Below are 16004 nucleotides of genomic sequence, written 5' to 3' on the forward strand. Positions count from 1 at the left end.
TCCCACAACTCAGCAGCCACCCGCGAGCACTGCTACGTCCAGTTATCGATCTGATGATGCCAACCGCTCAACAGAAGTCGCCATTCCATCCCGAGCAATCTTGTCATTTGCCAAGGCTTAAGGCAGGGTCGATACCACTGACATCTCTGCCAAAGGAGTCACTCCATGTCAAAGCTATATCCCAGTATCGATCCTGAGGGGCTGGTCGAGTACTCAGTGGTCTACACCGACCGCTCGCTCAACCACATGTCGCAGTCATTTCAAGGCGTGATGAAGAACATTTCCAGGACCCTGAAACAGGTCTACAACGCCCAGGCGGTTGCGGTGGTCCCGGGCAGCGGCACATTTGGCATGGAAGCGGTGGCGCGACAGTTTGCCACCGGCCAGCAATGCCTGGTGATACGCAACGGCTGGTTCAGTTATCGCTGGAGCCAGATCCTTGAGATGGGCAACATCCCGGCGGCCACCACGGTGCTGAAAGCCCGGCCGGTCGACGCGGATCGCCAGGCTGCCTACGCCCCACCTCCTCTGGACGAAGTGCTGGCAGCCATTGCGGCGCAGAAGCCGCAGATTGTCTTCGCCCCTCACGTTGAAACCTCATCAGGGATTATCCTGCCCGACGACTACCTGCGGGCCGTCGGCGACGCCGTGCATGCGGTGGGTGGCCTGTTCGTGCTGGACTGCATCGCCTCAGGCACGATTTGGGTTGATATGCACAAATGCGCCGTCGACCTGCTGATCAGCGCACCGCAGAAAGGCTGGAGCGCCTCCCCTTGCTGCGCTCTGGTGATGCTCAGCTCCTTGGCCCTCGAACGCATCGAGCAGACGCAAAGCAGCAGCTTCGCCTGCGACCTGAAAAAGTGGCTTCAGATCATGCAGGCCTACGAACAGGGCGGACATGCCTACCATGCGACCATGCCCAGCGATTCCCTCGCGCGATTCAACGAAGTGATGAAAGAGACGCAAGCCTACGGTTTCGACAAGGTCCGCGACGCACAACAGGCGCTGGGCGATCGGGTGCGCGCCATGTTGACCGGCAAAGGCATCAAAAGCGTGGCTGCAGCCGGCTTTCAGGCCCCTGGCGTTGTGGTGAGCTACACCGATGATGCCGACATCAAGAACGGCAAGAAATTTGCCAACCATGGCCTACAGATCGCCGCCGGAGTGCCGTTGCAATGCGACGAGCCGGCCGACTTCCAGACCTTCCGCATCGGTCTGTTCGGACTCGAAAAGCTGCAAAATATCGAGCGCACGGTCAGCACCCTCGAGCAGGCACTGGATGAGGTGATGGAGAACTAAGCCCGCATCTTGCCTGGGCACTGCCGGCCCACGGCGCTGATCTACGAATATGACGCTGGTCGTCCGGACGTCATGTCAGAACCACAAGGGAAAGCCCGTGCACGCGTCTTACTGACGCGTGTGCCACGGTGGAAGAGCCCCTTCGAAAAGTGAAAAGGCTCGACTCAGAAAACTGTTGAAGCGAGCGGCATCACGCCGCAGCCCTGCCTGTTGACCACCAATCAGGCACAGATGGGCCACCCTTCCAATCACTTCTGCTTCGCCTGGCATAGGGACCAAGCGGCGGCTCGTCCGTATCGCGAAGTCCAGTCGTCTGGTGTCAACACGCTGCTGAAACTCGCCTACCAACGGATCGTGCAGCGACCAGGCGCGGATGGAAACTTCCCGCCCAGGTTGTTTCTCAGCGGCAATACTCAAGTAGCGTTTCAGGATTTCGCCCGCGCTACGACCCTGTGCCGCATAAGCGAGCATGCGCTCCGTGTAGTCTTCTTCCCAAGCGGCCAGCAAGGTGCGGACAAAGTCTTCGCGATTACGGAAATGGTGGTAGAACGATCCGCGGGTCACATTCAATCGGCGCGATAGACTCTCGGCCGAAACACCACTATGTCCTATTTGGTCGAGGGCCTCAAAACCAGCCGCGATCCAATGGTTGCGAGTTAATTTTCCCACCCGTTATTTCGCTCCATGTTTAGCGCCATACAGACTGTGTATGGCGCGCAACCGATTGATACGCTGCGAACACCAGCAAAGATAGCCGTTGCGTTTTGCACGCTAGCACTTTTCATGGAGCTCGCCTTGAAGAAAATCGTTCTGGTTGCTTTCGACCAATTCACTGATATCGACCTGTTCCTGATGTGGGACATTTTGGGCCGCAACACTGAGGACTGGCACGTCCGGATATTGGGATCCAGCGCTATCGTGCGATCGGCGCACGGCCTGCCTGTTTCGGTGCACGGCCCGCTTTCCGAGGCCAATAGTGCCGACGCGGTATTGTTCGTCAGCGGCAAGGAAGGGATACCCGCTGCACTTGCCGCCCCGGATTTCCTGCCGTCGTTTGAACTTGACTCCAGACGCCAGCGAATCGGCTCGATATGCGCCGGAGCGTTCATTCTCGAACGGCTTGGGCTGCTCAGCGGCCAAGCAACTACACATCCGGATGCACGATCGAGCTTGCAAGCTCTGGGACTTGAACCCGTGGACCAGCCACTTGTTTGCCAGGGGAACGTTGCAACTGCTGGCGGATGCCTTTCGGCGCTCTATCTGGTGGGATGGCTGGTTGAATCCTGGTTCGATGTCGGCAAGCGCCGTGCAACGTTGCTCCCTGTTTTGCCAGCTGGGCAGCAAGAGCTCTATGATGCGTTGATCGGGCTCAGCATCCGACAAGGAGCGTTATACGACAAACCATCGCAACAAGAAACGCGACATGGCATGTCATCTAATTGGTAGTTGGAACTCAGGAGAGATCCCCGATGCCCCGAGAATTTGAGCTCATTATGTCCGTGCCAGTACCCTCGAGGTCCGGCATCACCCACCTTTACAAGTCGATGAACCTGGCGGACGCTTTTGCGATTCGGCTCCCGGCGGGCACCTCCAGCAATCCAGATGTGCTGGCTCGATTCATCCTTTCCCACCAGCCATCCTGGATCGGATGGCTCATGAAAGTCCGAGACACTATCGTTGCCTGTTTTGGTATCAAGACAGCCAGACATTTGGCAACGCTTGCTGATCGGATTCAAATCTTCAAGGTCTACAGCTCGAACCAGACTGAAATCGTGTTGGGAGAGGACGACAAGCACCTCGACTTCCGGATATCGATCCTGTGTTCTGGAGAGGCAGAGCCAGAAGGCAGTCGCCAACTCGTTTTTTCAACCGTGGTCCAGTGCCACAACCGTCTAGGCCGGGCCTACATATTCGTTATTGCCCCATTTCACCGCTTGGTTGTTAAGGCCAGCCTCCTCCGTGCAGCGCGCATCGGTTGGCCTCTGGCTGCCGGCTCCGAAGGCTGAGAGCAAGGTCGCGTAGTAGTACTGGGTGGCAAAAAGGCAGGACGACGCTATAGAAAGAACGACACCTTTGAACAAGGGGCCTCCACTTATTAAGGGAGAATTGAAGATCAGCCAGTCAAATGGCCCAGGGGGGCACTGGGATGAACTTTGACTCGATCCATTGTTTGAAGGCGACGACCACGGCGCTGGGAAATTTGGCCGATGGCCTGACCAAGTAGACTCCACCAGCGGTATCCAATTGCCAGTCAGGAAGAACATGCAGCAGTTTTCCGGCTGCAATATCACTACTCATCAACCAGTCACCGGCGCCCAGTATTCCCGCATCCGCTCGGGCCGCCGCAAGTAACGACTCGCTATCATTGGCCGTCAGGTTTCCTTTGGGTGAAACCGTCTGAAGCTCATTACCTCGATGAAGTCGCCACTGAGGAAAAGACGCAAGGCCGCTGAAGCGAAGGCAATTGTGCTTGACCAGATCCTGAGGCGTTTCAGGCATGCCATGCTCTCTGATGTAAACAGGCGACGCACACAATATGCGGCGATGATCGCTCAGTTTCCTGGCGATCAACCTGTTGTCTTCCAACTCTCCAATTCGGATGGCAGCGTCAAAACCTTCATCAATGATATCGACCAGCCGCTCGCTATAGTCTGCAAGGATTGAGACGTGAGGGTAAGCCTTGAGAAATTCCGGCAGCATCGGGCCAAGCCAACGCCGTCCCATGGCTGCGGGCAGCGCAAGCCGCAAAGTTCCTCGAATTTCGCTGGCCCCCTCCGCTGCTTGCTGCTGCGCTTCATTCATCAGTTCGATGGCGGAGCGAAGACGCTGCTCCAGCTTGGCACCTACGTCAGTAATTCGAACCTGCCGGGTTGAACGCTCCACCAGCCGAACACCAAGGCGCTTTTCCATTGAGGCGAGTCGTTTCGAGACGACCGTAGGGTGTCGCTGCAATAACCGACCAGCCGCGACAAATGAGCCTTGCGAGGCAACGGCCAGAAACGCAGCGATTTCGTCACTGTATTGATTATTCAGAACATCAAGATTCATGGTTTTAGAATGATCGCCCCGGATGAACGCCCCGACTCCAGGTCGGCATGCGCCAATGCTGCGTCAGCCAATGAATAGCTCGCCCAGATCCGGGGTTTGATAATACCCGCAGCTATGGCGGCCAAGACATCCTTTGCTCGTTCCTGGTACTCAGCGGCACTTGCCGTATGGGCTGCCAACGAAGGACGCGTCAGGTACAGAGAGCCTTTGGAATTGAGTGTTGATAGCTCCACGGCAGACGGTGCACCGGATGAAGCTCCAAACGAGACCATCAAACCCCGTGGCCGCAGACTATCCAAAGACGCCTGGAAGGAAGCGCGCCCTATGGGGTCATAGACCACGTCGACCTTTCTACCCTCGGTGATACGAGCGACGTCCGATGCCAGGCTGTCAGCGTCAAACACCAAGACTTCATCACAGCCCAACGCCTTGGCTTTTTCGACACTGGCCGACTTTGAAACTACGCCGATTACGGTCGCACCTAAATGCTTTGCCCACGGCACCATAATTTCCCCCAGTCCTCCAGCCACACCATAGAGAAGGATGGTTGTGCCATGCCCTACGGGATAGGTGGTCTTCAAAAGGTACTGTGCTGTGAGGCCCTTGAACATGACGGCTGCGGCATCATCAAACGACAGTGCATCCGGAATTTTGACCAGTCGCGCCGCCGGATAAAGCCGGGCCGAAGCATACGAACCAATAGGCCCGGTGGCATAAGCGACGCGATCCCCAACTTGCACATTGCTGACACCGGCACCCACAGCGGCGACACGCCCGGAGCCTTCCAACCCAAGTCCAGATGGCAACGCGATGGGCACTGCGCCCTTACGTTGGGTTACGTCGAGAAAATTGACACCAATCGCTTCTTGCTCAAGCCAAACGTCGCCTTGCCCTGGCAATTGTTCGCTCAGTGTCTCCAGGTTCAGTACTTCAGGATTGCCAAACTGGTTAAACCGGATCGCAGATACCATGGTCATTTCCTCTTCATCCAGAAGCTGCCTTCACATTGATGCCTCTAGTGTGAGAACTGCCCCCGCGATGAACAAGACTGGTTTATTGCAGATCATTAATGCACAGATTGCAGCAATAAAATCGATAACACCATGCGCTTTTCGCGTAGATCGATGGCGGGTGTGTAGCGGTTGTAGAGACGCCAAAGATCATTGCAGAGCGTCTGCTTCGGAAAAACTTGGTCAGACCATGTTTAGGATAATGGTGGTCTGGCCCCGGTTTCCCCACGGGGCGCATGATTGGCGGCTGTATGATTTGGATCGACTCAAAGGTGACTGTGGGGACAGGCAGAAATCGGCCAGAAGCGGTCGGTGAAACAGGGTCGATACGATCTCCATAAATGGGGAATTACACCCACGCTTCCGGGCGTTTACCACCTGATTTGAGGATTATTCCCCACTCACCTTTTCTCTAACTCGAAACGCCCGGAAGCAGTTTATTAATTAAGTTGAACTTTTTTCGCTCTATTGAAATGGCTCATTAGTTGCACCGCCCCCTCGTACCCGCAATAGCTGTCGTCCCGGACATCATGCAGACGACAGGGCTTGGCAGATTCGGCATGACAGGAGGGGTGAAAAATGAAACGCGCGACACCACCATGCCGCTCCGTCGCCTTGCTGCTCGGGTCAAGGCTGCGCTGTCCGATGCGCCTTACCCTGACCACCGCCAACGCCATGCCGCTGGATGATTTCGGTCCGCCACCACCGGCGGCCCCTTCGGCAACTACTAACCCGCCGGCCGCCCCCAAGGCCGCGCCGGATGCCTTGCTGACCTTGCTGGCCGGACATCATCCCGCCATCCGTCAGCCTGTGGACGGCGACATCACCGGCCACCAGTTAGCTGTTCGCCTTGATTGGCACGCTGTTCATCCTGCCGGTGATTCTGATGTACACCTTCAGGAACTATTGGGTGTTTTGCGCAAAAGTGAGGATTGGTGATGTCTTCCACTGTTAAATCAATTGCTCGAATCACGAATAGGCTGATACCCCGTTATAAGCAGGTCGCTCATTTGAGCCTGATGTTTATAGCGTTGCTGATTATGTTGGCGTTGAGCACTTTCGTAGCGATGGAGTTGCCCCTCGGAACGCTCTGACGGTGGATGAGGCCGATCGCCCTCCGGACTGAACCACAGTGTTACCCGTAACGACCCGAACCGAAGTGAGAAAATCCCCCTTCGCTCAACCAGAAAGCCCCCACACTTGAGCCGAGTGCGGGGGCTTTTCTTCGAGCACGAAAATCAGTCGCGCCTACCCGGTCTACCTAGACCTGCGTCACTAGTTTGAGACCTTGAGTCCAACACGCAGCTATCGGCCAATTTGAGCCAATGCTGACCGACAGCCTGGGCTGCTTGAAGACATTCGGGCATGAGCAAAGCGTGGCACAGTTTCCGGGGATATTTCGACGTCGTAGCGTCGCCGCGGCAAGGAATTTTAGTGAGTTGGCATGGCTGGGGGATAGCAGTTGCGAGAGAAATAAATCTCATTCGCCATTTTTCTGACGTTCGTCTGAAAATCGTCGGATAAATGGCGCTTCGCGTTGAGCTTTTACCTTCCTGACCTAGGCTCAAGCCATGTGGGAGGAGGTGCAGTCCATGCGCAAATTATTGATTGGCTCGTCGATGCTGGCCTGTCTGATGGTGCTTGGCGGCTGGTTGAGTCGACCACAGCCGTTGCCGGTCAGGCTGCTAGAGGTTGAGCGGGGGCCGGTGGAGACGCTGGTGGCCAACACTCGCGCGGGCACGCTGAAGTCCTGTCGACGCTCGCACCTGTCCTTCAATGTCGGCGGCCAGGTTGCCGAGTTGCTGATCGGCGAGGGCCAGCGGGTTCAGCCGGGTCAGGTGCTCATGCGCCTGCGACAGGACGAGCAACAGGCCCGGCTGCAGGAGGCCGAGGCGCGGCTGGAGGCCCAACGCAACGCCCGCGAACAGCGCTGCCAGCAGGCTAATCTGGACCGGCGCGACCTAGATCGCCTGGGCCTTCTGGCCGACCGCAAGTTGGTTGCCGCCGATCGCCTCGATCAGGCCGAGACCAAGGCTCACCTGGCGAAGCTGATGTGCAGTGCCACTGCCGTGCTGATCCGCGAGGCCGACGCCAGCCTGCAGTTGCAGCGTTCACTGCTGGAGCAGACGACCCTGCGTGCGCCATTCGCCGGCATAGTCGCAGAAATCAACGGCGAACTCGGCGAGTTCGTCACCCCTTCGCCGCCGGGTATTCCCACGCCGCCGGCGATCGACCTGATCGACGACAGCTGCCTGTATGTCGAGGCGCCGATCGATGAGGTGGACGCTGCCCGGGTTCGACCCGGAACCGCCGTGCGGATCAGCCTGGATGCCTTCCGTGGCCAGCATTTCGCCGGTCGCGTCAGCCGCATCGCGCCCTATGTGCGTGAACTGGAGAAGCAGGCGCGCACCGTCGATGTCGAGGTGCGCTTCGACCAGCCGCCGGCCGATCTGGTCCTGCTCACCGGCTATAGCGCCGATGTCGAGATCCTCTTGGAGCAGCGCGCACGTGCTTTGCGCATCCCCACCGAGACCCTGCTGGAGGGGCAGCACGTGCTGCGATATGACCCGACCACCCGGGTGTTACGCGAGGTGGAGGTGCAAACCGGGTTGAGCAACTGGCGCTGGACCGAGGTGCTCGCAGGGCTGGACGAGGACGCGCGTATAGTCGCCAGCCTCGAGCAGGAAGGGCTCAAGGACAACGTGGCGGTGATCCCGGTGGATGCGGCGGAGACTGAGCAATGATCCGTCTGCGCGGCGGTAGCCGCAGTTTCCAGTTGGGCGAGCAGCAGGTGATGGGGCTGGACGGCCTGGATCTGGACATCGCCGCCGGTGACTACATGGCGGTGATGGGCCCGTCGGGCTCGGGCAAGTCGACCCTGCTGAACATCCTCGGTTTGCTCGATGCGCCGAGCGCCGGCGAATACTGGCTGCAGGGCGAGGCCACGGCGACGCTGAGCGAGGCGCGGCGCGCCCAATTGCGCAGCCAACTGATAGGTTTCGTGTTCCAGTCCTACCACCTGATCGCACGGCTGACGGTGCTGGAAAACATCGAGCTGCCGATGGTCCTCGCTGGCATCGGCGCGGCGCAACGGCACAAGCGCAGCAGCCAATTGGTGGCGCGCCTGGGGCTGGGCGAGCGCATTGCCCACCGCCCTGCCGAGCTGTCCGGTGGTCAGCGCCAGCGCGTCGCCATCGCCCGGGCGATGGTCATGCAACCGGCGCTGTTGTTGGCCGACGAGCCCACCGGCAATCTCGATAGCCAGGCCGGCGCCGAGGTCTTCAGCCTGCTGGAGGAGCTCAACGGCGAGGGCCTGACCCTGATAGTGGTGACCCACGACGCCAGCCTGGGCGCCCGCGCGCAGCGCCAGTTACACATGCGTGACGGGCGGATCCACACTGCTGCGCCGCAGCGGGCGCTGACCTGATGCGCGCTGCCGATGCCCTGGGCTTCTGGCTCGGCGTCTTGCGTGGGCATCGCTCGCGCAGCTTGATGCTGCTGCTGGCCATCTCTATCGGAGTGGTTGCGGTCAATCTGCTCACCGGTCTCGGCGCAGGGGCGCGGGCCTTCGTCCTGAACGAGTTCTCGCTGCTCGGGCGCGACATCCTGATCGTTTTCCCGGGCCGCAAGGAAACCACGGGGCGCATGCCGCCGCTCACCGGCCTGACGCCGCACGAATTGACCTTGCAGGACGTCCAGGCCATCACCCAGTTGCCGGGCATCCGCCGGGTCGCGCCGCTGCAGGCCGGGCAGATGGAGGTGATAGTCGGCAACCGCAATCGTGAGGTGCTGACCCTGGGCACCACCCGGGACTTCTTCGCCATTCGCCAACTGACGGTCGTCCAGGGCCAACCCCTGCCGGCGCTGGACCCTGAGCAGGCCGAGGCCGTCTGCGTGATCGGCGGCAAACTCCGGCGCGAGCTATTCGGTGCGCGCCCGGCCCTGGGTGAATGGTTGCGCGCCGGCGACCGGCGCTTCCGGGTGGTCGGCATCCTCGGTGAGCGGGGCGAATCCCTGGGGATGGATTTCGCCGAGATGTTGATCATCCCGGTGGCCAGTGCCCAGGCCTTGTTCAATCGCGAGGGGTTGTTGCGGGTGTTTGTCGAGGTGCGTGGTCCGAGCTTTCTCGACCGTAGCAAGCGGCTGATACTCGCCGCGCTCAAGGAGCGCCACGAGGGTAAGGAAGACATCACCCTGATCAGTCAGGACAGCCTGCTCAGCGCCTTCGACGACATACTCGGGGTGCTGACCCTGGCGGTCGCCGGGATTGCCGCGATCAGCCTGCTGGTGGCAGGCATCCTGATCATGAACGTGACCTGGATTGCGGTGAGCCAGCGCAGCGCCGAGATCGGCCTGCTCAAAGCCATAGGTGCGACGGCGGCGCAGCTGCGCCTGCTGTTCCTCGGCGAGGCGGCGTTGCTCGCACTGACGGGGGCGCTGGCGGGGCTACTTCTGGCCGAAACCTTGCTCTGGCTGGGGCGCCTGGCGTTCGATCTGCCGCTCTATGCACCCTGGTGGGCGCGGGCTAGCGCGGTGCTGCTGGCACTCGGCACGGCGCTGCTGTTCGCCTGGCTGCCGGCCGCTCGGGCCTCGGCGCTGGAGCCGGTGGCAGCGCTACGCACGCCGGGAGCGCACTGATGCGCTGGCAAGATGGTTTCCGGCTGACCAGCTCGGCGCTGACCTGTCGACCCTTGCGCAGCCTGCTGACCCTACTCGGGGTAGCGATCGGGATAGCCGCCGTGACGCTGCTCACGGCCATAGGCGAAGGCGTGCGCGGCTATGTGCTGGAGAACTTCTCGCAGTTTGGTACGCGGATCATCACTGTGCGCCCGGGCAAGACCCAGACCAGCGGCCTCGGCGGTCTGCTCGGCAGCGTACGGCCACTGACTATCAGTGATACCGACGCCCTGCGGCGCTTGCCGCATGTCGAGGCGGCGGTGCCGATCATTCAGGGCAGCGGGGATATCCAGTTCGGTCAACTGAGCCGGCGCAGCGACATTCTCGGTGGCGGCCATCAGCTGGCGCAGGCCTGGCGCATGCAACTGAGCCTGGGCGAGTTCCTGCCCGTGGCCCGTGACGGTCGTTCGCCGCCCTATGTGGTGCTCGGCCATCAGTTGCGTGTCGAGCTGTTCGGTGAACGCAATCCGCTGGGCGAGCTGATCCGCGTCGGGGGCGTGCGTTTCCGAGTGATAGGCGTGATGGCGGAAAAGGGCCAATTGCTCGGCTTCAACCTCGACGATATCGCCTACATCCCGGTGGATTGGGCCGAAAGCCTGTTCAACCGCACCGGGGTGGTCAAAGTCCATGTGGTGTTCGGCGCCGGCACCACTTCGCGGGCGTTGAGTCGGCAGATTCGCCAGGTGCTCGGCGAACGGCACGGCGTGGAGGACTTCAGTCTGAGCACCCAGGACGACATGCTGCGCAGCTTCAACCGCGTTCTCGGCACCCTGAGCCTGGCCATCGGTGCCTTGGGGGGCATTTCCCTGTTGGTCGGCGCCGTCGGCATTCTCACCATCATGACGACCACTGTGGGCGAGCGCACGGCGGAAATCGGCCTGTTGCGGGCAATTGGTGCCAGTCCGCGGCAGGTGCTCGGGCTGTTTCTCGCCGAAGCGACACTGCTGTCCCTGGCCGGTGGTCTGCTTGGTCTGCTGTTGATGGGCCTCCTGCTCGGGCTACTGCACCTGGCCATGCCGAGCCTGCCCTTGGCGCTGCAGCCGCTGTTTCTGCTGCTGGCGCTGCTGCTGGCGGCGGTGCTCGGCATTCTCGCCGGCCTGGCTCCGGCACTGCGGGCGGCCCGCCTGCATCCGGTGGCGGCTCTGCGCAGTGAATAGCGGCCAGGCCAATGAGCCTGACGGGCTAGCTGTACGCTGCGTGACGATAACGCCGGCGCTGGGCCGGTGATTTTAATTGGTTGGCAGCGGCAAAAACTGGTTAGGGTCTGCCTGATGATGTTTCGAGTGACCGCTTAGGGTTTTTACTGCCCTTGGCGACAGGCAACAACCGGCCAACAGCGGCCACTTGTATGTGTGTCTGCAATATTAGGGAGGGCTCATTCTGTCTGCCGGTAGCAAGGCCGTGGAGTTCAATGCCATTTCATATAGCGCGGTGCCAAATCTGCTTGATACGGCAACCAGGATCAAAAAATGGCACTGCTTTTCGCTACTTAGCGGCGTTGTGTCAACATAGATCTTCGTGCCGCTGGCCTTTTAACCTACCAAGTGCCCGGTTCTATGTGCGATATGGATTCACTCATGAAACTGCTCAAGGACATCTCGATGCGTATTGCCCCTTCCCTATTTACGTTTGCCCTCGTCGCCAGCCTGCTCAATGGCTGTGCCTCGCCCTCGATACCACACAATAGTTATCTGAGCACCGGGCAAAGCGTGGTGTCCGACCGAGCGGATATGGACTTCAAAGATGGCAACGTCTATTTCAAAGCATTGGACAACAAGTCTTCAGCCGCTCAGTTCAGTGAAAGTCTGAACGCCTGTGTTCAATTTCAGGTAGCCGGTTACCAGAAGAATGGCCAAGGTGTACAAGTCCTACGCTCACTGGGCGACTCCGAAGCGCAAATCATCAATGGCGGCACTCGTCTATGCATGGAAAGCAAAGGCTGGGCACTCTACAAAGTTATCAACAGCCAAGTACAACGCGTTAACCAAAGAGAGGCGAGTTATGCCTCTATGTCCGAACCAGTGCTTAAAAGCGCCCGCGACCTTGTCACCGGCCAACGTGCGTGGTACCTCAAATATGCGCCCCATGTTCTTGCTGTCGGTGATTTGGCGCAGTAATCAACCGAATCTGAAACACGTCGATTCAGTGACTTCGGAAAAGGTAAGGGCAGGCTTTTTACCCACCCTCCCCCAGCTGCCTAACCTCGCAGGAAAGCGAGCAAATCGGCGTTGATCGTATCGGCGTTCGTTGTAGGCATTCCGTGTGGGTAGCCCGAGTAGGTTTTCAGCGTGCTGTTCTGCAAGAGTCTGGCTGACAAGGGCCCGGAGTTTTCATAAGGCACGATCTGATCATCATCACCATGCATCACCAGCACGGGGATCTTGATGCTCTTCAGATCGTCGGTAAAGTCGGTCTGGGAAAAGGCTACGATCCCGTCGTAATGTGCCTTTGCACAGCCCATCATGCCTTGGCGCCACCAGTTCAGGATGATGCCCTCAGACGGTTTGGCGCCCGGGCGGTTGTAACCGTAGAAAGGTCCCGCTGGAACGTCGTGGTAGAACTGTGCACGGTTGGCTTTGAGCTGGGCCTGCAAGTCATCGAAAACCGACTTCGGCAAGCCACCTGGATTCGCCGGGGTCTGCACCATCAGCGGAGGCACGGCGCTGATGATGGCGGCCTTGGACACTCGGTCTTCGCCGTGGCGAGCAATGTAATGAATGACTTCACCACCGCCGGTGGAGTGCCCCACATGGGCTGCGCCCTGCACGCCAAGATGGTCGACTACGGCCGCGACGTCATCAGCATAGTGATCCATGTCGTGCCCGTCCCAGACCTGGCTGGATCGCCCATGACCGCGTCGGTCGTGTGCAACCACCCGGTAGCCGTTCGCCAGGAAAAAAAGCATTTGCGCATCCCAGTCGTCCGCGCTGAGCGGCCATCCGTGATGGAAAAAGACCACTGGGGCATCGCGTGGTCCCCAGTCTTTATAAAAGATCTCAACACCGTCCTGCGTAGTGACATAACCCATGTTCGCATCTCCCGAATGAAATGGAGGCCATGACCAGAATCGTGTACTGATCGTGCCCCTTGTTGAACAAGTGCAGCCCACCCCATAGGCGGTTCTGAGACGGGTCCTGGTCCGGCTTTCGCCTATCCCTGCATTCCATGGCGTTTGAGCAACGCATGACATCCGCGCCGCTTGGCCACCAAATCACTTTAGGTTTAAAGTCAACTTTAAGGTCAATGGTTTTCTGGGGGGAATATGAGAATAGGCGAACTGGCGAAAATCAGCGGATTGGCGCCTTCACGTATCCGTTTCTACGAAGCGACCGGCCTGATTAAATCTGTCGTGCGCAAAGCCAATGGGTATCGGGACTACGCACCTGACACAGAGTGGGTTCTGGAGATCATCACGGGCGCTCAGGCGGCGGGGTTTTCATTGGAAGAAATCCGACAATTACTGCCGATGAATGCGAACGGTTGGCAGCATGAAGAGTTGCTCAGCGGGCTCAAACGCAAGGTTGAGGAAATCGAAGTCCTGCAGCAACGGCTGGCCCAGAATAAAGCGCAACTTCTTCTGGTTATCGAGGGCATTGAAAGCAAGCCGGAAGGCATGGGTTGCGTGGACAACACGCAGTTGTTATTGCATCGCCTGCGGGAGGAAGGTGTAGCGCCAGCACCGCGCGGCCGTGATACCGCATCGTCCAAGTAAGGCGTCACCTGTCAGGCTTTTGAGGCCTGACAGATTTTTGCCGGCAGGTTTAGTTAGTGCGTGTCAGCCAGTGCCGCCAACGGCTTCGGCGCGTAGAGCGCACTTTGGAACGCTGGCACGTATTCGTACTTCATCATTTTCCCCAGCTTCAAGGAGCGGATGTAGTTCGACAGGCTGCCGTCGCCCAGCGTGAGGGTTGCCGAATCCTCGTTTCTGCTGGAGCCATGACTGAGCTGGCGGGAAACAGCATATCCATAGGCTAACCGGCCTTGGTGATCAAGATTGGTGAAACTGCTGGTGACGATATCGACGTCACTGGACAGGTCGTCGAGCTTCTGCGCTTTGAAGGACACGTCCACTTTGCCCGTCTCGCTATCGGTAATGTCATAGACCACCGATTGGGCATCTTCTTTGCGGTCAATCCCCGTCAGCCATTTCGGCAGGTTGTAACCGACGACACCACGAACCCTCGCAAGCTCTGTATTGACCGGCAACTTGAGTACATAACCCCAGAAGTCTCCAGACATCGACTGGCCAATCAGCGTGAACGGCCCCAGATTGGCTTTGCCCGGTTTGTTGGTGATGATCGACACCGCGACTTCGTTATAGGCGTCGTTATCGCAGTGCTCATAGGTGTATGCGGTAAACGCAATCAAGCCTCGACCAGGCCAGATTTGCAGAGGCTGGGCGGTTGCCAGAACTTCGGGTGGCATCAGTGCCCGGAGCTTGTCCAGATCTGCCGTATAGACAGCCGTTACGCGACTGTTCTGGTAGTAAAAGTTTGGCGAGAACGATTCAAAGCCTATGTCGACCTTGTTCTTCTCCAACCCTTTGAACCAGCTCAAATCAACGCCCGGTACTTCTGCTGCAATCACCGACAAAGGAGGGTTGGAGCGAAAGCGATCGTACAAACCGCCCTTGACGACGGGCACCTGGTGACCGGCGATATCGATCATGGTTGTGTCGGTCGGGCTGGGCATTTCAGGCATTCCCGCCAACGCATGGTTGGCGAACGTGTTGAACAGCAATCCTGTTAAAACGGCGCTTGCGAGTTTCAATCTGTCTCTCTCCAGGTGATTGCATCTGCTTGATGGCGTCGGCCAGGGCCGGCTTCTGAGGCCGGCTTGAAATCACCTTAACGTTAAACTGAACTTTAAGGTCAAGCGCTGGAAAGGCAGATTTTCAGTTTGTTCGCAGCAGCGTTTTCAACGTGCCATCGACCAGGATTCAGCGATTCGCGATTGAGGGTTTTGGCCCTCCATCGGTGATGGCAAATGGAGTGAATGGCTCACCCGCCTGTCTTCAAGAGTCCATATACGGACGCTCAGAAGCTCAACCGCGGACCAAATAGGCCCCTGGCGGAACCCGATGTCGCAGCTTCTTGCATTTGCCGGGTGCGGGCTGATGCCCCGGCGGGCGATCCGGGAACCAGATTCGGCATTTGCCCGGCGGCGGCCAATGGCCGCGGGGAATCTCGACCGCATCGTTTGTACCCGCAGGCTCGGTGGAAGCCATTTGCATGTTTCCTTCGGGCCCCGGCCTGCCCAATACCGGCGCTGCCTCTGCGCGAGCGAAGCTGCCAGCGTCGCGCCCGGCATTCTGAGCAGGTTGTTCAGCAATGCTGATTTCTTCTTCGCTGCGCCTTTGGGTCTCCACTTCCGGTTTGTTCAGTACGGCGACCCTGTCTGCGTTGGTACTGGGTGGTATACCGGAAGCCTGGGCCTGCTGCGCAGCCTGTATCAATTGCAAGTTGCGGTTACGTAACTCGACGTTACGACCCACCCGAATGTTAGAGCGCATCGCCAAGTTTTCAGCCTGTTGGTACTGCCCCTGCTGAAGACGCAACACACCGAGGTAATGCAGCGTCGCGGGATTGTTCGGCTGGATATGCAGGGCCCGCTCCAGCGTGGCAGCAGCCTGGTCCAACTGGCCATTTTCATACTGCCGCGAAGCCGTTTCGATCAAAGTGGTTGATGCGCTGTTGCTTTGCGCTGTCGCTCTTCGCTCAGCAGCCACCGAATAAAGCGACGCGCTGGCGCATAACGCCAGAATGAAACCTGTCAGAAAACGTTTGGTTGGCATCAGCGGGCGAACTCGATTGATCTCTCGTGGCACGATCGTACAACCGACCACAGCACTCGATACAGGGCTCCAACTGACCTGCCCGGCAGCCTGAAGTTCCCGCTGCAACGGCCACTGTAACCCGTGTTTTTTTTGCCACCCCATCACTAAGCGTGAGGGTTGATGCAACTTAAAAG

At 58.9% G+C, this 16004-nt stretch carries 15 protein-coding genes and 1 pseudogene; 10 read left to right on the top strand and 6 right to left on the bottom strand.

All coding sequences use genetic code 11. The annotated features are described in order from the left end of the window. Positions 1-165 precede the first annotated feature (165 nt). Positions 166-1299, top strand: a complete 1134-nt coding sequence (locus KGB27_RS04125) for an aminotransferase class V-fold PLP-dependent enzyme (protein WP_223553280.1) — start codon at positions 166-168, stop codon at positions 1297-1299. A gap of 108 nt (positions 1300-1407) precedes the next feature. Here KGB27_RS04125 and KGB27_RS04130 read toward each other — a convergent pair whose 3' ends face one another. Continuing rightward, positions 1408-1968: a TetR/AcrR family transcriptional regulator gene (locus tag KGB27_RS04130; protein ID WP_223553281.1), complete on the bottom strand. Its 561-nt coding sequence runs from the start codon at positions 1966-1968 to the stop codon at positions 1408-1410. A 126-nt stretch (positions 1969-2094) separates the two neighbouring features. On the opposite strand from KGB27_RS04130, the gene KGB27_RS04135 reads away from it, so the two are divergent. Both KGB27_RS04135 and KGB27_RS04140 read left to right on the top strand, forming a co-directional pair. Continuing rightward, a complete protein-coding gene (locus KGB27_RS04135; protein WP_223481052.1) occupies positions 2095-2745 on the top strand; it encodes a DJ-1/PfpI family protein in 651 nt (216 codons plus the stop codon). A gap of 23 nt (positions 2746-2768) precedes the next feature. Beyond that, a complete protein-coding gene (locus KGB27_RS04140) occupies positions 2769-3305 on the top strand; it encodes a DUF2867 domain-containing protein (protein WP_223553282.1) in 537 nt (178 codons plus the stop codon). A gap of 115 nt (positions 3306-3420) precedes the next feature. On the opposite strand, the gene KGB27_RS04145 is transcribed toward KGB27_RS04140, so the two are convergent. Both KGB27_RS04145 and KGB27_RS04150 read right to left on the bottom strand, forming a co-directional pair. After that, entirely contained in the window at positions 3421-4347 is a 927-nt protein-coding gene (locus KGB27_RS04145; RefSeq protein WP_223553285.1) for a LysR family transcriptional regulator, read from the bottom strand. Beyond that, positions 4344-5318 (bottom strand): quinone oxidoreductase family protein, encoded by a 975-nt coding sequence (locus KGB27_RS04150; RefSeq protein WP_223553332.1) that lies wholly within the window; start codon positions 5316-5318, stop codon positions 4344-4346. Before KGB27_RS04150 ends, KGB27_RS04145 begins: the two co-directional genes overlap by 4 nt. A gap of 817 nt (positions 5319-6135) precedes the next feature. Here KGB27_RS04150 and KGB27_RS04155 point away from each other — a divergent pair. The 6 genes and pseudogenes from KGB27_RS04155 to KGB27_RS04180 form a co-directional block, all read left to right on the top strand. Then, positions 6136-6312: pseudogene (locus tag KGB27_RS04155) on the top strand (ubiquinol oxidase subunit II); the annotation flags it as partial. A 637-nt stretch (positions 6313-6949) separates the two neighbouring features. Further along, positions 6950-8101, top strand: coding sequence for an efflux RND transporter periplasmic adaptor subunit (locus KGB27_RS04160; RefSeq protein ID WP_177318176.1), 1152 nt, complete (start codon positions 6950-6952; stop codon positions 8099-8101). Next, entirely contained in the window at positions 8098-8784 is a 687-nt protein-coding gene (locus tag KGB27_RS04165; RefSeq protein ID WP_008033381.1) for an ABC transporter ATP-binding protein, read from the top strand. The genes KGB27_RS04160 and KGB27_RS04165 overlap by 4 nt, the downstream gene beginning before the upstream one ends. Next, entirely contained in the window at positions 8784-9995 is a 1212-nt protein-coding gene (locus KGB27_RS04170) for an ABC transporter permease (protein ID WP_223553287.1), read from the top strand. Before KGB27_RS04165 ends, KGB27_RS04170 begins: the two co-directional genes overlap by 1 nt. Beyond that, positions 9995-11191 carry an ABC transporter permease gene (locus tag KGB27_RS04175; RefSeq protein WP_008039714.1) on the top strand — a complete coding sequence of 399 codons (1197 nt, stop codon included), beginning with the start codon at positions 9995-9997 and terminating at the stop codon, positions 11189-11191. The genes KGB27_RS04170 and KGB27_RS04175 overlap by 1 nt, the downstream gene beginning before the upstream one ends. Before the next feature lie 420 nt (positions 11192-11611). After that, complete coding sequence (locus KGB27_RS04180; RefSeq protein ID WP_223553289.1) at positions 11612-12151, top strand: hypothetical protein; 540 nt, start codon at positions 11612-11614, stop codon at positions 12149-12151. Positions 12152-12231: 80 nt separating this feature from the next. On the opposite strand, the gene KGB27_RS04185 is transcribed toward KGB27_RS04180, so the two are convergent. Beyond that, positions 12232-13062, bottom strand: coding sequence for an alpha/beta fold hydrolase (locus KGB27_RS04185; protein WP_008029447.1), 831 nt, complete (start codon positions 13060-13062; stop codon positions 12232-12234). Positions 13063-13296: 234 nt separating this feature from the next. Here KGB27_RS04185 and KGB27_RS04190 point away from each other — a divergent pair, with 234 nt between their 5' ends. Next, a complete protein-coding gene (locus tag KGB27_RS04190) occupies positions 13297-13746 on the top strand; it encodes a MerR family transcriptional regulator (protein WP_223553292.1) in 450 nt (149 codons plus the stop codon). Positions 13747-13799: 53 nt separating this feature from the next. Here KGB27_RS04190 and KGB27_RS04195 read toward each other — a convergent pair whose 3' ends face one another. Both KGB27_RS04195 and KGB27_RS04200 read right to left on the bottom strand, forming a co-directional pair. Further along, positions 13800-14804 carry an acetoacetate decarboxylase (ADC) gene (locus KGB27_RS04195; RefSeq protein ID WP_223553294.1) on the bottom strand — a complete coding sequence of 335 codons (1005 nt, stop codon included), beginning with the start codon at positions 14802-14804 and terminating at the stop codon, positions 13800-13802. A 274-nt stretch (positions 14805-15078) separates the two neighbouring features. Further along, entirely contained in the window at positions 15079-15828 is a 750-nt protein-coding gene (locus tag KGB27_RS04200; protein WP_223553296.1) for a tetratricopeptide repeat protein, read from the bottom strand. Between the last annotated feature and the right edge of the window lie 176 nt (positions 15829-16004).

Source organism: Pseudomonas sp. BF-R-01 (assembly GCF_019946615.1).
Classification (GTDB): Bacteria; Pseudomonadota; Gammaproteobacteria; order Pseudomonadales; family Pseudomonadaceae; genus Aquipseudomonas; species Aquipseudomonas migulae.